Here is a 22339-nt window from a genome sequence, read left to right on the forward strand (position 1 = left end):
GTACGCCGGCGACTGCCGAAGAGCTTGTCAGTTAGGCCGGGGATGCAGTTGCTGAACAACAAAGCCACGCTGGCTCAATTGCTTGAGCAGTGACTGCTGTCCGCTGAGGTGCAAGGCACCGACAGCGGCCAGCACGGACTGACCTTGCGCGTGGCGGGCCTCGATTCCTGCGGCCAGCGTCGGATTACGGCCATCGTTGAGGCGGACGAAATCGGCGCGATCTTGCGCGTCTTCCACGCAGTCACACCAGTGCGCGTAATCCTGCATCGTCGCCAGATCGCCCTGCGCCCAGGCCTGTGCCAGGCGCTTCATGATGGGCCGAACGCGGCCTTGCTCGAGTTGCGCCAAACCTTTTTGCAGGGCGAGCAGGGCCAGCTTCGGATCGGCAGGGATCAAGGCCCGCAGTTGGCCGGCAGCGTCTTCGAGCCCGATGATGGGCAGGGCATGTTCGCGCGCCCACAGAGTCAGCAGGGTCTCCTGGCCGAAGCTTGGGTCGAGGCCATCCCAGCGAGCCGCCAGCACCGTATAGGTGCTCAGCGCCATCAACGGGTGTTGACGCGCCAAGGCCTCGGCCGGCAAGCAGGCGGCGCTTGCCTGCGCGTCCAGCCGTTTGCGCAGCGCGGGCGTGAGTTTGAGCTCAGGCGCGTGCGCGGGGGGCTGGCTCAAGACCTGCAAGGTCGCCGCATCGCTGAGATCAAGTTCCAAGGCCAGGACGTCGACTCGCTCCAGCGCTGCGCGCAACTTTGGCCCCGGGTAAGCCCATTCCGGCCGGCCGATGTGCAAGCTGCCGTAGACATAGGAATCACGGCCATCCCGGCTGATGCGGTAGAGCAGGCCATGGTCTTGAGCCAGGCGGCTCCAAGCCGCGGCCTGGGCCGCAGTCGCTTGCGTCGGCGCTGGAGGGCAGGCGGCGGCGCAGGCAGGGCCGCCAAAACCCAGGCTCAACAAAAACGAGCAATAAATGCGCAGCCAGCGCCTCACCGATCCGCCCGGATATGCAATGTCCCGTCCTGCTGTTTGAAGTCCAATTTGGCCAGAATGTCCATGCCCAGCAGCGGCGCGCCTAGGGCGGGCAGCACGGTCACCGCCAAACGCTCGGCTTGCACGCCGCCCCTCAACGCGATATTGGCGCGAGCCCGGTAGCCGCGCGTGACACCGGCGGCGGTCTGAGAGCTGACGCTCGCTTCCGCCACCAAACCGGCCCGCTCGGCCAAGGCCTGAGGCAAGGCGGTGCTGGTGGCGCCGGTATCGACCAAAAAATCCACCGCCAGCCCGTTGACCTCACCCGGCCAATGGAAATGGCCATCGGGGCCGCGCTTGAGAACGATGGCGCCGCCATCGATTGAGACCAGGCTTTGTGCGCGTTGATGTTCCCAGGCCTTGAAGCCCATGAAGACCACGAGCAAGATCAGCAACCAGATCGTCAGCAGTTTGAGGCCTTGCGGCAATTCTTTGTTCATGGCGCTAGCTTGCCATGAACTCCGCAGCAAAATCGAATCGCTCAATGATTGAAGCCAATCGAGCGACGATTCCTCACGTGAGGTTTGATGCGGTGCTCGGCCTCAAGCTGGGCCAGAAATTCATCCGCCGTCAGCGCCTCGCCGAGAATCTCCACCTGCTGACGCACGGCGGCAAAGTCGCCCGGGGTCAATGCATCCAAGGCGGCCAAACGTTGTATTTGATCGGCATCCAGCGTGCGACTCCCTTCGTCCAGCGTTTCGCCCAGCGCCTCGCGCAAAAACATCCGTTCGCGCTGCGCACCGCTCAGTGGCTTGAAACCGATCTTGAAGGCAAAACGGCGCAAGGCCGCCTCGTCGAGGTCCTCGAACAAATTGGTTGTGCAGATAAAGATGCCGGCAAACCGCTCCATGCCGGCCAGCATTTCATTGACCTCGGACACTTCGTAATTGCGCTCGGCCATGCGGCGGCTGCGCAAAAAGCTGTCGGCCTCGTCGAGCAGCAAGACGGCGTTCTCGGCCGCTGCGGCCTCGAACATGCGCGCCATATTTTGTTCGGTCTCGCCGACAAATTTGCTGGAGAGATCGCTCGCTTGTTTGACCATCAAGGGCCGACCCAAGGCCTGCGCGATATGCTCCGCCAAGGCCGTCTTGCCACTGCCCGGTGGGCCGTAGAAGCATAAATTTCCGCAACCGCGCTTTTCCAGCGCGGCGACGATGCGGGGGATTTCGAAGCGCGATTCGCAGTTCAAGAGATCCAGTGCATATTGCGTCACCACCGGACGAGCCAAGCGCTCTCGGCTGCGCTGACCCAGCGCCTTGTCGGCGTTCTCGAGCTGGCGCTCAATCATTTGCTCGCAGTCATTGGCCTGGCCGGCAAGTTGGGCAAAACGCACGGCGGTGCGAATTTGCGCCGGCGTCAAACCGCGCCGCTCGGCCAGCTTGGCGGTGAACTCGGGGCTCACCTGCACATCGGCCAAGGCCTTGGTGACCAGGCCTAGGCGTGCACCCGGTGGCGGTGACTTCAACTCCAGGTGGTACTGAAAACGGCGCCGGAAGGCCGGGTCGATTTGCTCGATGCGGTTGGTGATCCAGATCACCGGCACCGGATTGGTTTCCAGAATTTGATTCACCCAGGCCTTGCCGCTGACCGAACCCGAGGCCGGCGCCTCAAGCGCCGAATCAAGCCGGGCGATCAGCTGCGCGGTGTCGCTGGAAAGCGGCGGGAACACATCCTCGACCTCATCGAACAGCAAGGCCACGTTTTCGCTCGCCTTCAGGAATACCTGGCTGATCTGCAGCGAGCGGTAACGGTCGCGGCCGGAGAGGGAATTGCCCTCGCGGTCGGCATATTCGACTTCGTACAGGTCCAGGCCGGCGGCCTGCGCGGCGACCTTGGCCAATTCGGTCTTGCCGGTGCCGGGTGGCCCATACAGCAGCACATTGACGCCGGCCTCGTGGCGCATAACAGCATTGCCGAGCATGGTGTTCAAGACGGCCAGGTCATCGGCGACGAACTGAAAATCGTCGGCGCTCAAGAGGCTGCGCGAGGCCGGCCGGGTGAACACCGCCATCAAATCATGCGGCCCTTTGTACTCGCGCATCAAGACCGGTGGCAGCTGATCGCTGACCTTCATCAAGTCGGCCAGATCGGTGATGTTGTGCTCGGAGATCAGGTTCTCGACCATGCCGATGCGCTCCAGCCTTGAGCCTGCGCGCAGCGCTTCGGCCACCTCTTGCGCGTTGACGCCCGCTACTGCGGCAATCGCCGCAAATGCCTCTTGCGCGGTATTGACCTTGAATTCGACCAGCGCACCGCGCAACTCGCGCTGATAGCGGGCCAGCGTGCCGTAAAGCAGCAACGCGCGCTCGGCCGGGTTCAGTTGCAGCAGCGTGCCCAGCGCCTCGATGTTTTTCTCGACCAGCGTTGATTCGCGTTTGAGTTGGCGGTCCAGCCATTCGCTGGTGGTGGCCAGCAAGGCCATCATGTCCTTGGGGGCGTCCTTGACATATTCATCGAGGTAGAAGAACAGCGTCGACTCCGAGAAAGGGCCGCTCCAGATGCCGTGGCGCTGTAAAAAAGCTTCGTCGCTCAGCGCCTCATGGCCATTCCAAAGTTCATTGGAGAGGCAGCGCTGATTCAGGTAGTCGCGCAGGCGGCCCAACACGCGCACTGGCCAGACCAAGTGGCGGCCGGTGAAGGACAAGAGCCCATTGAAGTCGCGGCGCAGATTGAAGCGCCCCGCATGCTTGACGGTCAGCGTCAGCACGAACTGCGTGCACATCCGATCCATCACCGGCGCCTCCTTGAGGCCCGGTGAGGGCATTACACGAGCGTCAGCCAAACGCTTGACCATGATGGGCAGCTCCTCGCAGTCTTGCGCGCCACAGACTGCGCGGCGCTGCCCGATCTTGTCTCAGCCGCGTGCCGAGGACAAGTGGCCTAGAGCCTGTTTTTCATGGCTTTTAGTGCATCACCACCGGTTGATGCCCCATGCTGGCATAGCTTTCGATGAAATCATCCAGGTCTTCTTCACTCGGATCCTGCTCGATCAAGGCCTCGACGCCGTCCTGAAACTGTTGGGCCAGCGCGCCTTCGATGAAGATTTCTTTACGGCTGAACTTGTCGACGATTTCGAATCCGCCGCGGTTCAACTGCAGTTCCGGGTTGGCAAGTAAAAATTCCCCAGGAAGGGGTTCGGCCACTTGAATGTCGAACTTCACGACACTGAAACTGGGGGAGTTGTAAAGCATGTGCATGATGGCTCCTTTCAGCGTCAACTGCGGCCAGCGGCGCCTGTTTCAAGTCTTATCGGCAGAAACCGCGCCTGGCCGTGCACAAATAATGTCAGAACTCGGATCTTTTCGGTGCATTACTGCGAGAGATTTGTGCTCAAAGCGTCAAAAGATGCCGATCTCCCCCCTGAATCAGGGTTGCGGCAAACCCTCGTTCAGCAGTTGCAACTCCCAGCCGCGCTCATCGGGCATCGTGAACAAGAGACGGACCGGCAGATGGTGGCGGGCGGGGTCGAGCCAAATTTCGACTTCTCCGCTGTAGGGGCCGAGCGCTGCGCGACGCAAATGCACGGTTTTGCCGATGTGGCCAAGGGGCAGGTCCAGCTCGTCGCTGCTCAGTACCTCAAAGACCCACTCCCTGGCTTCGCCGCGCAGGCCTATCACCGTCATGCGCAATTCCCGGCCGGGCTGGAACTGTTGCGGTGTGGCGGCGACGATGGCCGCCAGTTGCAACCACCAACTGATGCGGTCTTGCACGCCTTCGGGCATGGCTACGAGCTCGGGGCTGGTAGAAAAGCTGATCTGGCCTTGCGCCTCGCCCTGGCGAAAGTTGGTGGCGGCCGAATCGCGCGGGGCTTGGCCCGGCCGACCGGGACGTTGTTGGGTGAACCGCTCGGGGCTGAGACCTTGCAAGCTCAAGCGGCCTTCGCTGCGTGAGCCAGGGATTGGGCGGCCCTCCAGCTCGCGCTCCAAGCGCAGCGCATAGACGGCGCCATCGGGTTGCCAAGTCAGCCGAGCTTGGCCTTGGCGGCCGTTTTGCAGCAGCAGATAGGTCCAGTCGATGGCGGGTGCGATGGCGGCCGACAGCGCGGAGTCCGGAGCGATGGACTCGGCCGCAGGCGGCGCGGCTTCGGTCGCCGGAACCGGTTCCGGGCCTGCTGCCAGGGCTGATGCCGTCGCCGGCCTGGCTAGCTTGGGCGCTGCCGGCGGCGCCACTGCCGGAGTCGGCGTGGCTGCTTGGCCATATGGGGTGACCCTGATGGCTTGTGTTCGGCCCGGAACAAGCGGCTCGGCGGCCTGCCAGGGAGACAGCAGCAGCCCATGCGCGGCCAAGCTGAAGGCAGCCGCCCATGCCCAGGGGCGAATATGAGTGCCGGCAAAAAAGCCGACAAGAGTTGTTGAATTGAACCAGGGGACGCTGCGCATTGGACAATGCTGCCAGCTTTTTGTTTAATGCTTTGCCGCTTTTTGCCTCATCGATGAAACTTGCTACCTACAAAGATGGCTCACGCGACGGCCAACTGCTGGTCGTGTCGCGCGATTTGAGCCAGGCCCATTACGCCAACGGCATCGCCACGCGCATGCAACAAGTCGTCGATGACTGGGGTTTCTTGTCGCCTCAGTTGGAGGAGTTGTATGCCCAACTGAACCATGGCAAGTTGCGCCACGCCTTCAATTTCGAGCCCAAACAATGTATGGCGCCCTTGCCTCGGGCCTTCCAATGGGTTGCCGGTGGCGCGTATTCGAATCATCTAGACCTGTTGCGCAAGGCCGGTGGCGCCGATTTGGCCGCGGGCCAGTTGGTCGATCCCCTGATGATGCAGGGTGGCAGCGATGATTTTTTGGGCCCTTGCGAGCCGGCGCAATTCGCATCCGAGGCGATGGGTGTCGACTTTGAAGCCGGCCTGGCCGTCGTCACCGGCGATGTGGCCGTCGGCGCGTCGGCGGCGCAGGCCTTGGAGGGCGTGCGTCTGCTGATGTTGGTGAACGACTGGCGCCTGCGCCATTTGATGCCGGCCGAGTTGGCCAAGGGCCATGGCTTGCTGCAAAGCCGGCCCGCTACTGCCTTCAGTCCGGTCGCCGTCACCCCCGATGAGTTGGGCTCGGCCTGGAGTGGCGGGCGCGTCGATCTACCGCTGCAGTCGATGTGGAACGGCCGCAAGGTGGGCCTTTGCGAGGCCGGCTCGGACATGAGCTTCCACTTCGGGGCTTTGATCGCGCATGCGGCCAAGACGCGCCGTTTGCGCGCCGGGGCCATCGTTGGTTCGGGCTGCGTCAGCAATAAAGACAGCAGCCGAGGTTACGGCTGCATTGCCGAAAAGCGCGCGCTTGAGCTGCTGGAATCGGGTCAAGCCAAGACCGAGTACATGCAATTCGGCGATAGCATTCGGATCGAAATGAAGGGGCGCGATGGCCTCAGCCTGTTCGGGGCCATCGACCAAGATGTCACCTCCTTGGCCGAGGCGCTCGCGCCTTGATACGGGCGGAATGAAATTTCAAACGGGAGACGCTATGCAACGCAGGCAGATGATGTTGACGATGATTTTGGCCGCTGGCGCTACGCTGCCCGCCGCCATGGCTTGGGCCGCCGTCACCGAGAGCGATGCCGCTTCGGGCATCCGCGTGGCGCTGGAGCGTGGCGCGGAGGCGGCGGTTGCGGGCTTGGGCAAGACGGATGGTTTCATGGGTAACCCGGCGGTCAAGATCGAGCTGCCGGGCTATTTGAAGGACGGCGCCAAGCTGCTGAAAATGACCGGCCAAGGCAAGCAGGTGGATGAGTTGCTGCTGGCCATGAACCGGGCGGCCGAGGCCGCGGTGCCGGCGGCTCGGCCTTTGCTGCTGAATGCGGTCAAGTCCATCAGCGTCGAAGACGCGCTGCAAATCATCAAGGGCGACGACGCTTCGGTCACCCGCTTCTTCGCCGCCAAGACCCGCGAACCCCTGACCGCGCAGTTTTTGCCCATCGTCACGCATGCGACCGAAAAAGTGGCGTTGGCGGAAAAGTACAACGCGGTGGCCGGCAAGGGCGTCGGCTTCGGGTTGGTCAAGGCCGAGGATGCCAATATCCAGCAATACGTGACCAAGCGTGCGCTGGACGGGCTGTTCCTGATGATTGCCGAAGAAGAACGCAAGATCCGCAAGGATCCCTTGGCCAGCGGCAGCGCCTTGTTGAAGAAGGTGTTTGGGGGCTGATTTTGTTCAAGGGCCGGTCCAGTGGACAATACGGGCTTGATTCCTTTTGTAGTATTTCAGCGCCCGCCCATGAACGAAGCCCTTACACCCGCGCCAACTTTGGCTTTGGATACTCCCGCCGAAGCGATTGTCGAAGTGGCAGCCGACGCTGTCGAAGTTGTTGCTGAGGTCGCGACACCCGTCGCCTCGGCCGCCAATGAGATGAGCCCGGCCGCCTGTGCCGCCAAACTGAAGGAGCTGTTCCCGGCCTTGTTCGTCGGTGGCGGCGTCAAGCCCTTGAAGCTGCGCGTGCAGGCCGATATTCAGGAGCGTGCGCCCGGCGTCTTTACCAAGTCGGCCTTATCGGCGTTCTTGCGTCGCCATACCGGCAGCACCAGTTATTTGATGGCCATCAGCAAGGCCCGCACCCGTTTTGATCTGGACGGTCAGCCGGCCGGTGATTTGAGCGATGAGCATCGTGCCGCCGCGCTAGAAGAGTTGGCCCGTCGACGCGGCCTTCAGCAAGAGCGTATCGACTTGGAACAGGCGCAGGCCCGTAACCGCGCCGGCTTGTTGCATGATTTCGAACGCACCACCTTGACCCTGCCCAACTTCTGCGCGCTCAAAGGTGTGACGCCCGAAGAGCTGCCCGGTTTGCTGGAGATTGCCCGCCAAGAGGCCGCCGCACAGCCGCCGGCGCGGGATGCACGGGGCCCTCGCGAGGCGCGCGACAACCGGCCTCAGCATGCTCCGCGTGGTCGTGAGCGCACGCAAGAGCGCGACCTTGGCCGTGGTGGGCGGCGCGGCGGTCGGTAATATTTCACGTTGCTCAGCGCGTGCCGACTTTGTCAAGCTGCGGAAAACCTTTGCGTAGAAGACGCTAGTGAAATCTCTTCGCTCGGCTGATAACTTATGACTTCGCTGGAAGGTTTGGTGAACAAAGACGCCAAACCCTCTCGAACAGTCATTGCAACCGAGTGGAGAGAGAAACTATGAAACGTCTGGTACTTTTGAGCATTGCCGCTGCCTGCGGCCTGGCCAATGCGGCCGAGCTTTATAACAATGGCCCGGTGGTGAACGGCCCCGGCGCGAACGCCGGCTTGTCGGTTTTGACCTCGCCTGCAACAACGCTGGGTTTCGGCGCACAGACCACGGCCAATAACCGGGTTGCCGATGACTTCACCGTTGCAGGTGGCGGCTGGAACGTTCAGAGCCTGGACTTCTTCGGCTATCAGACCAATGCCGGCGCATTTACCTTTCAACAAGCATCTTGGAGCGTTGTTTCGGGTTCCATCGATGGTGCAGTTGTCGCTAGCGGCGTCACCAATGTGACAGATGGCGGGCGCATGGGCTACCGTGTGTCGGAAACAACCCTGACCAGTACCGCACGCGGTATTTACAAGGCGCAGGCAGATGTGACCGATTTTTCTTTGAGCGACGGACATTACTGGTTGCTCTGGAGCTTGACCGGTACGGCGGCGTCTGGCCCATGGCAGCCGCCAACATCCGATGCCCGCACCGGCAATGCGATGCAGTCGATTGCCGGCGCTGCGTTTCTCGGGCTGGCCGATGCTGGTAGTACCTTGACCGTCGAACTGCCTTTCGCCATCAACGGCATGACAGCCGCTGTGCCCGAGCCCAGCAGCTATATGCTGATGTTGGCCGGTGGTCTGGCAATGGCTGGTTTGGTGCGTCGCCGCCGCAAGCAAGACTGATTTCAAGAGCCACGGTGCGGGGTCTTTGCGACCCGACGCCTGAAAAAGCGCTCGCATGTCTGCGGGCGCTTTTGTTTTTGAGGTTTGTTTTTCGCCAGACCCGCGCAGCTTTCTACAATGCTGGCATGAATACCGCTTCCACCATCAGCTACACCCGCGGCGCGGCCCTGCCCGCCATCCTGCAACAGCGCATCGCGATTTTGGATGGCGCCATGGGCACGATGATCCAGCGCTACAAACTGACCGAGGCCGATTTCCGGGGTGAGCGCTTTGCCGACCACCCCAAGGACCTGAAAGGAAATAACGACTTGCTCGTGCTGACAAGGCCCGATGTGATCAGCGAGATCCACGAGCAATACCTCGCAGCCGGCTCCGACATCATTGAGACCAATACCTTCGGCACCACCTCGGTCGCGCAAGAGGACTATGGCCTCGAAGGCCTAGCCTTGGAGATGAATGTGGCGGCGGCCCGCATCGCCCGCGCCGCCTGCGACAAATACAGCACGCCCGACAAGCCCCGCTTCGCCGCCGGCGCTTTGGGCCCCACGCCGCGCACCGCCAGCATCAGCCCCGACGTCAACGACCCCGGTGCCCGCAATGTCGATTTCGACACCTTGCGCGCCGCCTATTACGAGCAGGCCAAGGGCTTGTTGGACGGCGGGGTCGATCTGTTCCTGGTTGAGACCATTTTTGACACCTTGAATGCCAAGGCGGCGATCTTCGCGCTGGATGAGTTGATGGAAGACACCGGCGAGCGCTTGCCGGTGATCGTCTCCGGCACCGTCACCGACGCGTCCGGCCGCATTCTGTCAGGTCAGACAGTGACCGCCTTCTGGCATTCGGTGCGCCACGCCCGGCCCTTGGCGATTGGCCTCAACTGTGCCTTGGGTGCCACGCTGATGCGCCCCTATATCGAGGAGCTGTCCAAGGCGGCGGGTGCGACGGCGATCAGCTGCTACCCGAACGCCGGCCTGCCCAACCCGATGAGCGACACCGGCTTTGACGAGACGCCGGATGTGACCGGGCGGCTGATGGAGGAGTTTGCCAAAAGCGGTTTCTTGAACATCGCCGGCGGCTGCTGCGGTACCACGCCGGACCATATCGCGGCGATTGCGCGCCAGGTGTCGGCCTACAAGCCGCGTGTCAGCGGAGAGAAGTTCTTCAGCGAGCTGGTGACGCAAGAAGCCTGATCAGAGCTTCAACAACTTTTCCATCGACACCCTGAGTTTCAGCTCATGCGGCGCCAAGCTGGCGCTGACGGCCTGGGCGGCCAAGCGGGTGTCGCGAGGCACCGGCTCACTGAGCGGGTTGCCGCTTTTGCCCAGCAAGCTGGCGACCATAGGCTCGGTGGCGCTGTGGCCGCGCTTGAAGACGATGCCGACCTCGCCATTGGCCAGTCGCACCAGACTGCCCAGCGGGTAGAGGCCGATGGTCTTGACGATGGCAGCGCCGGCTTCGTCGGGCTGCTTCAGCTCATCCAAAAAAACCGCGCGGGCCGCCATTGCACCGGGTTGCGCCTTGCGCGAACCGCGTGGGCTGACGCGCGAGGCGAACATATCGATGCGGCGTAACAGTCGGGCCAATTGCTCGGCCGGGGCACGGCCGGCCAAAGGGCCGGGGCCGGCATCGTGGTGCAGGCAAACGGTCTTGAGCCACAACTCGGAACTAGCGCCCAGCTCCGTCAACAGGGTGGCCGAGCGGTCGCCATGTGAAATCAGGGCCTGGCTTTGGCTGTGGCTGGGTTCTTCAAGCTGGGTGGCCAGTCGGTCTTGCTGGGCGCTGATGCTGATATTCATGCTCAAGGCGGCTTGCGTCAGCGCCAGCCGCCAGTCATCGGGCCAGCCGAGCTTGGCTGCACACAATTCGGCCAAGGCCAGGCAGAGCAGGGCGTGGCGGCCGCTGTATTTCTCGAAGCCTTGGCTGGCGTCGTAAATCAACAGCATCAGGATCGCATCGGGCTTGTTGCTTAGGCGCGCCACCGCATCGTTGTGCAGTTGCTGGAAGCGGCCGCGGAAGTCATCGGTACGCGGGTCGCGCAGCAGGCTGTGTGCATGCATTTGCAAATCGGCCCAAGCGGCCTGCTCGCCGAGATCGACCTTCTTGTTGCGATCTTGCCTGATGAAATCGGCCTGCACCTTGACGATGTCGCCCAGATTGGCGCCTTGGTGCATCAAGGTGTCCATCTTGTGGGCCTGAGCGCGATGGTATTCCTTGGTCTCGTGAGCCAAGACCCAAACGCCACTCGCCAGCAGAGCCTGCATTTGCGGCGCGTTGCTCAGGGTCTGACCGCTGGCGACCAGCAGCTTGCCGGACGAGTCGCGCAGGGAAAACGTCAGCACCTGGCCGACGCGCAGGCTGTTGGGGGGTAGCTGTATCAGATCCATGTTGAATCATTGTCGGCTGATGTGGCTGCAAATTCAGCCGTGTTGCTGCGCTGCCTGTAAAATCGCGCACGGTTCAAGGAGCGTTGCGACCAGTCCACCCGCATCAAGCGGTGGCTCGCCAGGCTTGAACAGGCAGTCCAAGCCGATCTGGGCTGCTGATAACGACGCTCACCGATCCATGTTTTTGTGGCCGCGGTGAGTTCGCGGCCCGATGTTTCCTCGAGGCCGCCATGACTGCTACAAATTCCGCCAGCACCCCCATTCCAACGCCGCCGGCGCTGAAGCTCTCCGGCCTGGAGCCGGTGCAAATTGCGGCCGGCACGCTGTTCGTCAATATCGGTGAGCGTACCAATGTGACCGGCTCGAAAGCTTTCGCAAGGCTGATCCTGAATGGCCAGTTCGAGGACGCTCTGGCCGTCGCCCGCCAGCAGGTCGAAAACGGCGCGCAGGTGATCGACATCAATATGGATGAGGCAATGCTGGACAGCCAGGCCGCGATGGTGCGCTTCCTGAATCTGATCGCCGGCGAGCCCGAGATCGCGCGCGTGCCCATCATGATCGACAGCAGCAAATGGGCGGTGATCGAGGCCGGCCTCAAGTGCATTCAGGGCAAGGGCATCGTCAACTCGATCTCGATGAAGGAGGGCGAGGCCGAGTTCAAGCGCCAGGCCAAGCTGGTGCGGCGTTATGGCGCCGCCGCCGTGGTGATGGCCTTTGACGAAAAGGGCCAGGCCGACACCTATGCACGCAAGATCGAAATCTGCGAGCGCGCCTACCGGCTGCTGGTGGACGAGGTCGGTTTCCCGGCCGAAGACATCATCTTCGACCCGAATATCTTTGCCATCGCGACCGGCATCGAGGAGCACAACAACTACGCGGTCGACTTCATCGAGGCGACGCGCTGGATCAAGCAAAACCTGCCCGGTGCCAAGGTCTCGGGTGGCGTCTCCAATGTGAGCTTCAGCTTCCGGGGCAATGATCCGGTGCGCGAGGCCATCCACACCGTCTTTTTGTATCACGCGATCCAGGCCGGTATGGACATGGGCATCGTCAACGCCGGCATGGTGGGCGTCTACGACGACCTCGACGCCGAGTTGCGCGAGCGGGTCGAGGATGTGGTCTTGAACCGCCGCCCTGATTCGGGTGAGCGCTTGGTCGAAGTGGCCGCGCGCGCCAAGGGCATGGCGATCGACGACACGGCGCGGCTGGCCTGGCGCGCCGGCGACGTCAACGAGCGGCTCAGCCATTCGCTGGTGCATGGCATCACCGAGTTCATCACCGCCGATACCGAGGAGGCTTGGCAGGCGATTCAGGCCGACGGCGGGCGCCCGCTGCATGTGATCGAAGGCCCCTTGATGGCCGGCATGAATGTGGTCGGCGACCGCTTCGGAGCCGGCAAGATGTTCTTGCCTCAGGTAGTCAAATCGGCGCGCGTGATGAAGGCGGCGGTCGCCCATCTGCTGCCCTATATCGAGGCCGAGAAAAAGGCCTTGATCGACGCCGGCGGCGAAGCCAAACCCAAGGGCAAGATCGTCATCGCGACGGTCAAGGGCGATGTGCATGACATTGGCAAGAACATCGTCACCGTGGTCTTGCAGTGCAATAACTTCGAAGTCGTCAATATGGGCGTGATGGTGGCCTGCCAGGACATCTTGGCCAAGGCCAAGGAAGAGGGCGCCGACATCATCGGCCTGTCCGGCCTGATCACGCCGAGCCTGGAGGAAATGCAGCATGTGGCGGCCGAGATGCAGCGCGACGAGCATTTCCGCTCGCGCGGAACGCCGCTGCTGATTGGCGGCGCGACTTGCAGCCGCGTTCACACGGCGGTGAAGATTTCGCCGCATTACGAAGGGCCGGTCGTCTATGTGCCCGACGCCTCGCGCAGCGTCGGTGTCTGCAGCGATCTGCTCAGCGACGAGCGCGCCGCCAAGTTCATCGCCGAACTGAAGACCGACTACGACCAGGTGCGCCACCTGCATGCCAACAAGAAGCAGACGGCGATGGTCAGTCTGGCGGCCGCGCGGGCCAACAAGCATGCAGTGGACTGGGCGAGTTATGCGCCGCCGGTGCCCAAGTTCATCGGCCGCCGGGTGATCCGCAATTACGACCTGGCCGAGCTAGCCGAGTACATCGACTGGGCGCCGTTCTTCCAGACCTGGGATCTGGCCGGGGCCTTCCCGGCGATCCTGAAAGATGAGGTCGTCGGTACCGAGGCGCAGCGCGTTTTCAGCGACGGCAAGCGGATGTTGCAGCGCCTGATTGCCGGGCGCTGGTTGACGGCCAGCGGTGTGTTCGGCTTGTACCCGGCCGCGCAGGTGAATGATGACGACATTGAGGTATACACCGACGAGAGTCGCAGCGAGGTCTTGATGACTTGGCATGGCCTGCGCATGCAGTCGGAGCGGCCGGTAGTGGATGGAGTTAGGCGGCCGAATCGCTGCTTGTCGGACTTTGTGGCGCCAAAGGGATCGGTGCCCGACTACATCGGGCTGTTCGCGGTGACGGCGGGCCTGGGCGTCGAGAAGAAGGAGGCGCAGTTCGTCGCCGACCTGGATGACTATTCGTCCATCATGTTCAAGGCCATCGCCGACCGTCTGGCCGAGGCGTTTGCCGAGCGCCTGCACCAACGCGTGCGCACCGAGTTCTGGGGCTATGCGGCCGATGAAGCGCTGAGCAGCGAGCAGATGATCAAGGAGCAGTACCGAGGCATCCGCCCGGCACCCGGCTATCCGGCCTGCCCCGATCACTTGGTCAAGCGTGCTTTGTTCAAAACCTTGGCGCCGGAAGAAATCGGCATGGGTCTGACCGACAGCATGGCGATGACGCCGGCCGCCAGTGTCTCGGGTTTTTACTTTGCTCACCCGGATGCTGCCTACTTCAACGTTGGCCGCATCGGCGAGGATCAGGTGCAAAGCTGGGCCGAGCGTATGCAGCTGAGCAAAGAGGCGGCCGAGCGGGCGTTGGCGCCGCTGCTGTAAGTCAAAGTAACACTGGCCGCTTGGTTGCGGTTTGACTCCTCTGAGATGCTACCTTCCAGCCTCGGGATAAGCCTGTCCCCTGAGTTTGGATTTGAGGAGCTTTGTTCGGATGAAATCAGTGCAAATTGCCGTCGGTGGCGTCGCGGTTCTGGCCTTGTTGGGCGGAGCTTTCCAGGCCGGACGCAGCCAAATCTTGGCGCCGACCGCTGCGGCCGAGCCTGCCGTCGTGGCCGCACCGCTGGCGACCCTAGCTCCGGTGGGTGAGCCGTTGAATACCGGCGCCGGCAGCAGCCCCGAAGTCGCAGCGCCGGCCAAGAAAGTGTCGCTTGCCCCCAAAGCGGTCGAGCCGCCTTTGCCTCGGCAAGACGCCCAGGCGCCCGTCGCTGAGGCGCCCAAGCTGTGTGCCGAATGCGCGACCGTCGTGGATGTTCGCAGCGAGCAGCGCGAAGGCAAGGCCAGCGGCATAGGCGTTGTCGGCGGGGCCCTGCTGGGCGGTTTGTTGGGCCACCAAGTGGGCGGCGGCACGGGCAAGAAATTGGCGACCGTTGCCGGCGCGGCGGCCGGCGGCTTTGCCGGCAATCAGGTCGAGAAAAGCCATGGCGCTCACCAGGTCTGGACGGTCCGCGTGAGCTACCCGGACGGCGGCAAACGCAGCTTTGAGTTTGACCATCAACCCGAGTTTCGCGTGAATGCCGTGGTGCGGGTGCATAACGGTTCACTTGAACGCTACTGAGGCCAGCTCAATTTGCCCTCAGGCCGCGCCGCAGCTGAATCGCTTCGGCCATCTGAACTTGCGTGACGGCGGCGCTGTCTTCCCGATCGGCGATGCTGCGTGCCACCCGCAGCAAGCGGTGATAGCCGCGCGCCGATAGGCCCAGCTGGCCGGCAGCCTTTTGTAAAAATGCCTGCGCGGCGGGCTCTGCGTGAATGTGTTGATCCAGATCTTGCGCCGCCAGGCGTGCGTTGCTGCAGCCTTGGCGGACCAGCGCGCGCTCGCGGGCCAATGCAACGCGGTCGGCCACGACGGGGCTGCTTTCGCCAATAGCGATCGCAGCCAGTTCGGTGGGGCGGATCATCGGGATTTCGATCAGCATGTCGATCCGGTCTAGAAAAGGCCCGCTGAGTCTGCCTTGGTAACGAGCTATTTGATCGGGGCTGCAGCGGCAAAAAGTCAAGGGGTTGCCAAGCTGACCGCAAGGGCAGGGGTTCATGGCGGCGACCAATTGGAAGCGGGCCGGAAATTCGGCTTGCCGGGCGGCGCGCGAAATCAGGATGCGGCCGGTTTCCATCGGTTCGCGCAGCGCTTCCAGGGCCGCGCGATTGAATTCGGCCAACTCGTCCAGAAACAGCACGCCATGCAGGGCCAAGGAAATTTCCCCGGGTCGCGGCGGTGCGCCGCCACCCACCAAGGCGACGCTGGACGCGCTGTGGTGCGGGCTGCGCAGGCTGCGCTGTCCCCAGCGCGAGGACTCGAACTGCCCCGCCAGGCTCAAGACCGAGGCCGATTCGAGCGCTTCTTCATCCGTCATTGGGGGCAGCAAACCGGCCAGGCGCTGCGCCAGCATCGACTTGCCGGTGCCGGGTGGGCCAATCATCAAGAGGCTGTGTTCGCCGATGGCGGCGATCTCCAGCGCCCGTTTGGCCCCTAGCTGGCCTTTGATGTCACTGAGATCGGGCTGGGCCGCAGCCTTGACGCGCGGCAAGGGGCTGGCGTGGCGCAGCGGCGCATCACTGCCCGGCACCAGCGCCGCGACCAAATCCAGCAAATGGGCGGCGCCCAGCACCTCGATGCCGGCCACCAGCGCCGCTTCGGCCGCGCTGGCCTCGGGCAGGATCAGGCTGCGCTTGGACTGCTCCTGGCGCAGCGCCAGACTCATCGCCAGCGCCCCGCGCACCGGCCGCAGCTCGCCGCCCAGCGACAACTCGCCCGCGCATTCGAAACCATTGAGCCGAGCCGCGTCGATCTGATCGCTGGCGGCGAGCAGGCCGAGTGCAATCGGCAGATCGAAGCGCCCGCCCTCCTTGGGTAACTCGGCCGGTGCCAGGTTGACGATGATGCGCTTGTTATGGGGGAAGCTCAGGCCGCTGTTCTGCAGCGCCGCCCTCACGCGCTCGCGGGATTCCTTGACCTCGGTCTCGGCGAGGCCAACCAGTGTGAACGATGGCAGTCCATTGGCCAGATGCACTTCAACACTGACGGCCGATGCGTTCAAACCATCCAGGGCGCGGCTGTGAACGATCGCGAGTGACATAGGTGATTGGCTCTGCCGGGCCCGCATTTGGCGGGACCTGTGCGCCGATTGTGCACGGCCTCGGGGTGGATTGGTGCAATGCCCTGTATCGGTGCGTGCACCGGCACGGAGCGCGGCTCGGATCGATCCATCTTGGTGCAAATACGCGGTGGCGCGGCTGCGATCTGGCGAAATCAACTTGGCACGAAAGCTGCGGAGGGTGAGTAGATCCCCTTGATCGTCCTTGCTCGTTCAACCCTCTTCTATTTCACACATTAGGAAACCAGCCATGAAGTCGATTTTTGCTGCGCTTGCTGTCACGCTGACATTGGGCTCCACCATGGCCTTGGCGCAGGAAGCCGCCAGTCCCCTGTCTTTCAATGTCAGCCTGACTTCGGACTACCGCTACCGTGGCCTGTCGCAGTCGCGCTTGAACCCGGCTCTGCAAGGCGGCGCCGACTATCCGGCTGCCAACGGCTTCTATCTGGGGACTTGGGCCTCGACCATCAAATGGATCAAGGACGCGCCCTATAACGGTGGCGCCAATGTGGAAATCGATGTTTACGGCGGCTACAAGGCCGAGATCGCCAGTGGCCTGACCCTGGATGTCGGTGCGCTGACCTATATCTACCCAAGCAATGATTTGCACCCCAAGGCCGATACGACCGAGATCTATGGCGCCTTGAGTTTCGGCCCGGTGACGGCCAAATATTCGCACAGCCTGACCAATTTGTTTGGCACTGCGGACAGCAAGGGTAGCGGCTACCTCGATGTGTCGGCCAGCTTCGATGTGGGCGGCGGCTTCACCCTGGCGCCGCATGTTGGCTACCAAAAGGTCAAACACAACAGCGCCGGCAGCTACACCGACTACTCGCTGACGCTGAACAAGGACTACGCCGGCTTCACCTTCGGCGCGGCCTATGTGGGCACCAACACGGATGCCTATGTGGGTGGCCCGTCCTTGAAAAATCTGGGCAAAGACGGCCTGGTCGTGTCGGTGAAGAAGACTTTCTGATCACGCTCAAACCAATAGAAATCGGAGATAGACATCATGAAATTGATCACAGCCATCATCAAGCCCTTCAAGCTGGATGAAGTCCGCGAAGCGCTCAGCGCCATCGGCGTGCAGGGCCTGACCGTCACCGAGGTGAAGGGCTTCGGCCGCCAGAAAGGCCATACCGAGCTCTACCGTGGCGCCGAATATGTGGTGGACTTTTTGCCCAAGGTCAAGATCGAAGCCGCCGTCGATGACGCCGTGGTCGAGCAGGTGATCGAAGCCATCGAGGCCGCCGCGCGAACCGGCAAGATCGGTGACGGCAAGATTTTTGTCTCGCCGCTTGATCAGGTGGTGCGCATTCGCACCGGTGAGACCGGCAACGAAGCTCTTTGACGCTAATTCCTGCGGAGAACATGACATGAAAAAACTTTTCGCTTGCCTGGCTCTGGCCGCTGCGGTGTTCGCACCCGCCGCCTGGGCTCAACAAGATGCGGCGGCCCCGGCCGCTACGGCCAGCGCCGTGATGGCGCCTGCGTCCGACGCGGCACCGGCGGCTGCAGCCGCTGCGGCTCTTGCTGCTGAAGCCGCTTCGGCCGTTGCGCCGGCCCTCGTCCCCAACAAGGGCGACACCGGCTGGATGCTGCTGTCCACGCTCTTGGTCATCATGATGACGGTGCCAGGTCTGGCCTTGTTCTACGGCGGCCTGGTGCGCAGCAAGAACATGTTGTCGGTGCTGATGCAGGTGATGGTCGCGTTCTCGATGATCGTCGTGCTGTGGGTGCTGTACGGCTACAGCTTTGCATTCACCGAAGGCAATGCATTCATCGGCGGCACCGACCGCCTGTTCATGAAGGGCATCTGGGACAACGCGGCCGGCACCTTCGCCAATGCGGCTACATTCAGCAAGGGCGTGGTCATTCCCGAGATCGTCTTCGCCGCCTTCCAGGCTACTTTTGCCGGCATCACCGCCTGCTTGATCATTGGTGCCTTTGCGGAGCGCATCAAGTTCTCGGCCGCGCTGATGTTCCTGGCCCTGTGGTTCACCTTCAGCTACCTGCCGGTCGCGCATATGGTCTGGTTCTGGATGGGCCCGGACGCCTACACCGCCGCTGCGGTGGTCGATGAGATGAACGCCAAGGCCGGTTACCTCTGGCAGATGGGCGCGCTGGACTTTGCCGGCGGCACCGTCGTGCACATCAACGCGGCGGTGGCCGGTTTGGTCGGTGCCTACATGATCGGCAAGCGCGTCGGTTACGGCAAGGAAGCCTTCACCCCGCACAGCCTGACGCTGACCATGGTCGGTGCGGCGCTGCTCTGGGTGGGTTGGTTCGGCTTCAACGCCGGCTCCGCCTTGGAAGCGAATGGTTTCGCCGCTTTGGCCTTTATCAATACCTTGGTGGCGGCCGCCGCTGCGGTCCTGGCCTGGTCCTTGGGTGAGGCGCTGCTGAAGGGCAAGGCCTCGATGCTGGGTGCGGCTTCCGGTGCGGTAGCGGGTTTGGTGGCGGTCACGCCGGCGGCCGGCAATGTCGGTATCGGTGGCGCTTTGGTGATCGGCTTCATCGGCGGCTTTGCCTGCCTGTGGGGCGTGACGGGGCTGAAGAAGCTGCTCGGCGTGGATGACTCCCTCGATGTGTTCGGTGTGCACGGGGTTGGCGGCATCGTCGGCGCCCTGCTGACCGGCGTCTTCAATTCACCCGCCTTGGGTGGCCCGAGCCTGGTGGGCGACTGGGTGACGGTCTCGATGGTGACGCAAGAGGCCTATTCGATCGCATCGCAGGTCTGGATTCAGGCCAAGGCGGTCGGCCTGACCGTTATTTGGTCGGCGGTGGTGTCGCTGCTGGCCTACAAACTTGTGGATCTGGTGATTGGTCTGCGCGTGACGGAAGAAGAAGAGCGCGAAGGCCTGGACATCAGCTCGCATGGCGAGACGGCGTACCATAAGTAAGAAGAAGCTTCAGGCGAGGCCGTTTTAGGGTCTCGCTGCCCAGAAAAATGGCTGCCCAATGGCAGCCATTTTTATTCGCGCTCGATAGGCGAGGGTGATGGGGGCCTGGCCTTCAGCAAAACCTCGGTCAGCTCCAGCAGCTTGGCCGGGCTGAAGGGTTTGGGCAAAAAGAAGTTGGCGCCGGCGGCCAGTGACTTGGCCTTGGTTTGCTGGGCCGCATCGGCGGTCAGCATCACGATCAAGGTGTGAGCGAGGGCCGGATCCTTGCGGATCTGCGTGCAGACCTCGATGCCGTCCAGGTCACCCGGCATCATCACGTCTAAAAACACCAGGTCCGGATGCACGGTGCGGGCCAATTCCAGCCCCAGCGCGCCATTGGGCGCTTCGTACAGCGTGTGGCCGCTGTCCTCCAGAGCCCAACGAACCAGGCGACGAATATCGGCATGATCTTCAACGACAAGAATTTTTGACTTCACGTGAGCGACCTTGTTAGCGACGACCTAAGCATATTCCTGTTCTTCCGGGCTTGGCATTTCGAACTACGGCCCCATGTGAACTTGTCTCTAGAATCAGTCAACCAACCCAGCTCCGAGCACCAAAACATGGTTCCCCACCTCATTACCGCACTGACCGGCCCGATCAATGAGTTGGAGCAGCGCGTGCTGGAATCCATGCCCGCCATCGAGCGCTGGTTCAGGCTTGAATGGATGGAGCACACGCCGCCCTTCTACAGTTCGGTCGACCTGCGCAACGCCGGCTTCAAGCTGGCGCCGGTGGACACCAATCTGTTCCCCACCGGATTCAATAATCTGACCCAGGACATGCTGCCGCTGTCGGTGCAGGCGGCGATGGCCTCGATCGAGAAGATCTGCCCCGAGGCCAAGAATTTATTGCTGATCCCCGAGAGCAATATCGGCAACAGCTTTTACCTGAGCAATGTGGCGACGCTCAAACGCATTTTCACGCAGGCCGGACTGAACGTGCGGCTGGGCTCGCTTGATCCCAGCATCACCGAGCCGACCAGCTTGAATCTGGCCGATGGCAACACGCTCGTCCTTGAGCCGCTGGTGCGCAACCGGGGTCGCCTGGGCCTGAAAGATTTCGACCCCTGCACCGTGCTGCTCAATAACGACCTGTCGGCCGGCGTGCCGCGCGTGCTCGAGCATCTGCATGAGCAATACCTGCTGCCGCCCTTGCATGCGGGCTGGACCATGCGGCGCAAGAGTCAGCATTTCAAGGCCTATGAAGAGGTGGCGAAGAAGTTCTCCAAACTGCTGGGCATGGATCATTGGTTGATCAATCCGCTGACGGTCGCGGTGTCGGGCCATGATCTGAGCGCCGGAGCGGGGCTGGAGGCGCTGCAAACGCAGGTCGATTCGGTGTTGAGCAAGACGCGGCGCAAATACAAGGAATACGGCATCCAGGAAAAGCCCTTTGTGGTCATCAAGCCCGATGCGGGTACGCATGGCGCAGGGCTGATCATGGTGCGTGACGCCAAGGAGCTGACGGGGAGAATGAGCGGTACTCAAGACGCCGAAGCACTGACCCGGCTGATCGTGCAGGAGGGGGTGGTGACCCATGAGCGGGTCAATGATGCGGTGGCCGAGCCCGTGGTCTATATGATGGACCGTTATGTTGTGGGTGGCTTCTACCGCGTGCATGCCGACCGCGGCGTCGACGAGAACCTCAACGCGCCCGGCGCCAGTTATGTGCCTTTGGCGTTTTCGCAGGCATCCCAACTGCCGCGCCTGGGTGAAAAACCCGGTTCCAGTGGCCCGAACCGTTTTTACATGTACGGTGTGATCGCAAGGCTTGGTTCGGTGGCCGCCAGCTATGAGCTGGAAGTAACCGACCCCGAGGCCGAGGTTTATGCCTGAGCGGCGGTTCGCAGCAATTCAATAAATCGGCTCACTACCTCGCTCTGCGGCTCGCGCAGATGCCAGAGGGTCAGGTCGGCCAGACCCAGGTTGATGTCGAGCGGCAAGATCACCAGCAAGCCGTTCTGGGCCGCGACCCTTGCCACATGCAAAGGCAGCAAGGCCAGCAGTGGCATGCGCTTCATCATGCTGAGCGTCAGTGTGATGTCACCGGTTTCGATCAGATTGGTCGGCAGCTCCAGCTGCATGCTTTGCCAGAGGCGGTCTTGCAGGGCGCGTGAGCGCGTGCCGGGCAGTGGCCAGATCCAGGCTTGGCTGTTGAGCGTGTCCCAGCCCAGCTGTCTGCCTGCCTTGGCCAAGGGGTGGACCGAGCTGATGGCCAACACCTCGCGCTGCTCCAGCAAACGGTGCGCATCCAGGTCCTGCGGCATTTCATGTTCGGGCATGCGCGCAATCACCAGGTCCAGACGGCCCTCGCGCAACTCGGTCACCAGCCCCGTCAAGGCATGGGTGCGCACGCTCAGCGTGACATTGGGGTAGGCCTGCTTCATCGCCATCATCGCGTTCGGTAACACCAGGGCCAAGGCCGAGTTGGTCGCGCCGATCAGCAATTCGCCCGAAGCGCCTCGCAGGATGGACGCCACATCGCCGGCACCGCGCAGCATGTCGGCCTCCAGTTTTGCGGCCAAGGTCACCATGCGTTGACCCAGCACTGTGGCGCGCAAGCTGCGTCCGCGACGCTGGAACAGGGTTTGTCCTAGGCCTCTTTCAATCTCGGCCAGGGTCTTGCTGACGGCGGGTTGTGTCACATGCAGCAAATCGGCCGCTTCACTGAGGCTGCCCGCAGTGGCGATCGCCTGCACCACGCGCAAATGCCGAAGGCTCAGGCGCCGGCCCACAAAGCCCTCGGCCTCGTCGGGTGTTAAGGGATTCGTGTCTGACATAACCATCCGGAAATAGTAGCAAACCATTCGTCATGAGCGGTTTGATGCAAGCACCTACCGTGGCGTTCTTTGCGGCCAGCCCACCCGGCAGCCGGGCGTATCAACCCCCTCAGTGGAAGTTTG

20 protein-coding genes and 1 riboswitch are annotated in these 22339 nt (G+C 62.5%); of the genes, 11 read left to right on the plus strand and 9 right to left on the minus strand.

Annotated elements, in window-relative coordinates; all coding sequences use genetic code 11:
• Nucleotides 1–27: 27 nt before the first annotated feature.
• From LNV07_RS07890 to LNV07_RS07910, 5 genes are all read right to left on the minus strand, one after another.
• The gene (locus tag LNV07_RS07890) at nucleotides 28–981 is read right to left on the minus strand and encodes a TraB/GumN family protein (protein WP_263570637.1); all 954 of its coding nucleotides are present in this window, start codon (nucleotides 979–981) and stop codon (nucleotides 28–30) included.
• A complete protein-coding gene (locus tag LNV07_RS07895) occupies nucleotides 978–1460 on the minus strand; it encodes a retropepsin-like aspartic protease family protein (protein ID WP_263570638.1) in 483 nt (160 codons plus the stop codon). Before LNV07_RS07895 ends, LNV07_RS07890 begins: the two co-directional genes overlap by 4 nt.
• A gap of 41 nt (nucleotides 1461–1501) precedes the next feature.
• Nucleotides 1502–3814 (minus strand): ATP-binding protein, encoded by a 2313-nt coding sequence (locus LNV07_RS07900; protein ID WP_263570639.1) that lies wholly within the window; start codon nucleotides 3812–3814, stop codon nucleotides 1502–1504.
• Between the two features lie 109 nt (nucleotides 3815–3923).
• On the minus strand, nucleotides 3924–4217 hold the full coding sequence (locus LNV07_RS07905; protein ID WP_263570640.1) for a BTH_I0359 family protein: 294 nt from the start codon (nucleotides 4215–4217) through the stop codon (nucleotides 3924–3926).
• Between the two features lie 168 nt (nucleotides 4218–4385).
• Complete coding sequence (locus LNV07_RS07910) at nucleotides 4386–5399, minus strand: DUF3108 domain-containing protein (protein WP_263570641.1); 1014 nt, start codon at nucleotides 5397–5399, stop codon at nucleotides 4386–4388.
• Between the two features lie 53 nt (nucleotides 5400–5452).
• On the opposite strand from LNV07_RS07910, the gene LNV07_RS07915 reads away from it, so the two are divergent.
• From LNV07_RS07915 to LNV07_RS07935, 5 genes are all read left to right on the plus strand, one after another.
• Nucleotides 5453–6451 (plus strand): fumarylacetoacetate hydrolase family protein, encoded by a 999-nt coding sequence (locus tag LNV07_RS07915; protein ID WP_263570642.1) that lies wholly within the window; start codon nucleotides 5453–5455, stop codon nucleotides 6449–6451.
• Between the two features lie 34 nt (nucleotides 6452–6485).
• Complete coding sequence (locus tag LNV07_RS07920; RefSeq protein ID WP_397545535.1) at nucleotides 6486–7166, plus strand: DUF4197 domain-containing protein; 681 nt, start codon at nucleotides 6486–6488, stop codon at nucleotides 7164–7166.
• Nucleotides 7167–7235: 69 nt separating this feature from the next.
• Complete coding sequence (locus LNV07_RS07925; RefSeq protein ID WP_263570643.1) at nucleotides 7236–7961, plus strand: ProQ/FinO family protein; 726 nt, start codon at nucleotides 7236–7238, stop codon at nucleotides 7959–7961.
• Between the two features lie 176 nt (nucleotides 7962–8137).
• Nucleotides 8138–8860, plus strand: coding sequence for a PEP-CTERM sorting domain-containing protein (locus LNV07_RS07930; RefSeq protein ID WP_263570644.1), 723 nt, complete (start codon nucleotides 8138–8140; stop codon nucleotides 8858–8860).
• 125 nt (nucleotides 8861–8985) lie between these two features.
• Entirely contained in the window at nucleotides 8986–10050 is a 1065-nt protein-coding gene (locus LNV07_RS07935; protein ID WP_263570645.1) for a homocysteine S-methyltransferase family protein, read from the plus strand.
• On the opposite strand, the gene LNV07_RS07940 is transcribed toward LNV07_RS07935, so the two are convergent.
• Entirely contained in the window at nucleotides 10051–11244 is a 1194-nt protein-coding gene (locus LNV07_RS07940; protein WP_263570646.1) for an HD-GYP domain-containing protein, read from the minus strand.
• Nucleotides 11245–11313: 69 nt separating this feature from the next.
• A riboswitch (S-adenosyl-L-homocysteine riboswitch) is annotated at nucleotides 11314–11421 on the plus strand.
• A gap of 53 nt (nucleotides 11422–11474) precedes the next feature.
• On the opposite strand from LNV07_RS07940, the gene metH reads away from it, so the two are divergent.
• Nucleotides 11475–14222, plus strand: a complete 2748-nt coding sequence (gene metH, locus LNV07_RS07945) for a methionine synthase (protein ID WP_263570647.1) — start codon at nucleotides 11475–11477, stop codon at nucleotides 14220–14222.
• 109 nt (nucleotides 14223–14331) lie between these two features.
• On the plus strand, nucleotides 14332–14955 hold the full coding sequence (locus tag LNV07_RS07950) for a glycine zipper 2TM domain-containing protein (protein ID WP_263570648.1): 624 nt from the start codon (nucleotides 14332–14334) through the stop codon (nucleotides 14953–14955).
• A 7-nt stretch (nucleotides 14956–14962) separates the two neighbouring features.
• Here LNV07_RS07950 and LNV07_RS07955 read toward each other — a convergent pair whose 3' ends face one another.
• Complete coding sequence (locus LNV07_RS07955; RefSeq protein WP_263570649.1) at nucleotides 14963–16474, minus strand: YifB family Mg chelatase-like AAA ATPase; 1512 nt, start codon at nucleotides 16472–16474, stop codon at nucleotides 14963–14965.
• Nucleotides 16475–16742: 268 nt separating this feature from the next.
• On the opposite strand from LNV07_RS07955, the gene LNV07_RS07960 reads away from it, so the two are divergent.
• Genes LNV07_RS07960 through amt form a run of 3 tightly spaced genes read left to right on the plus strand, consistent with a single transcriptional unit; the run spans nucleotide 16743 to nucleotide 19395 of the window.
• Nucleotides 16743–17468 (plus strand): TorF family putative porin, encoded by a 726-nt coding sequence (locus tag LNV07_RS07960; RefSeq protein ID WP_263570650.1) that lies wholly within the window; start codon nucleotides 16743–16745, stop codon nucleotides 17466–17468.
• Between the two features lie 36 nt (nucleotides 17469–17504).
• Entirely contained in the window at nucleotides 17505–17843 is a 339-nt protein-coding gene (gene glnK / locus LNV07_RS07965) for a P-II family nitrogen regulator (RefSeq protein WP_263570651.1), read from the plus strand.
• Nucleotides 17844–17868: 25 nt separating this feature from the next.
• The gene (amt, locus tag LNV07_RS07970; protein ID WP_263570652.1) at nucleotides 17869–19395 is read left to right on the plus strand and encodes an ammonium transporter; all 1527 of its coding nucleotides are present in this window, start codon (nucleotides 17869–17871) and stop codon (nucleotides 19393–19395) included.
• A 71-nt stretch (nucleotides 19396–19466) separates the two neighbouring features.
• Here amt and LNV07_RS07975 read toward each other — a convergent pair whose 3' ends face one another.
• A complete protein-coding gene (locus LNV07_RS07975; RefSeq protein ID WP_263570653.1) occupies nucleotides 19467–19871 on the minus strand; it encodes a response regulator transcription factor in 405 nt (134 codons plus the stop codon).
• Between the two features lie 126 nt (nucleotides 19872–19997).
• Here LNV07_RS07975 and gshA point away from each other — a divergent pair, with 126 nt between their 5' ends.
• A complete protein-coding gene (gene gshA / locus LNV07_RS07980; protein WP_263570654.1) occupies nucleotides 19998–21272 on the plus strand; it encodes a glutamate--cysteine ligase in 1275 nt (424 codons plus the stop codon).
• Here gshA and LNV07_RS07985 read toward each other — a convergent pair.
• Complete coding sequence (locus tag LNV07_RS07985; protein ID WP_263570655.1) at nucleotides 21263–22216, minus strand: LysR family transcriptional regulator; 954 nt, start codon at nucleotides 22214–22216, stop codon at nucleotides 21263–21265. The genes gshA and LNV07_RS07985 overlap by 10 nt on opposite strands.
• Nucleotides 22217–22339 lie beyond the last annotated feature (123 nt).

Origin of the sequence: Roseateles oligotrophus (assembly GCF_025717515.1) — a bacterium.
Taxonomy (GTDB): Bacteria; Pseudomonadota; Gammaproteobacteria; order Burkholderiales; family Burkholderiaceae_C; genus Paucibacter_A; species Paucibacter_A oligotrophus.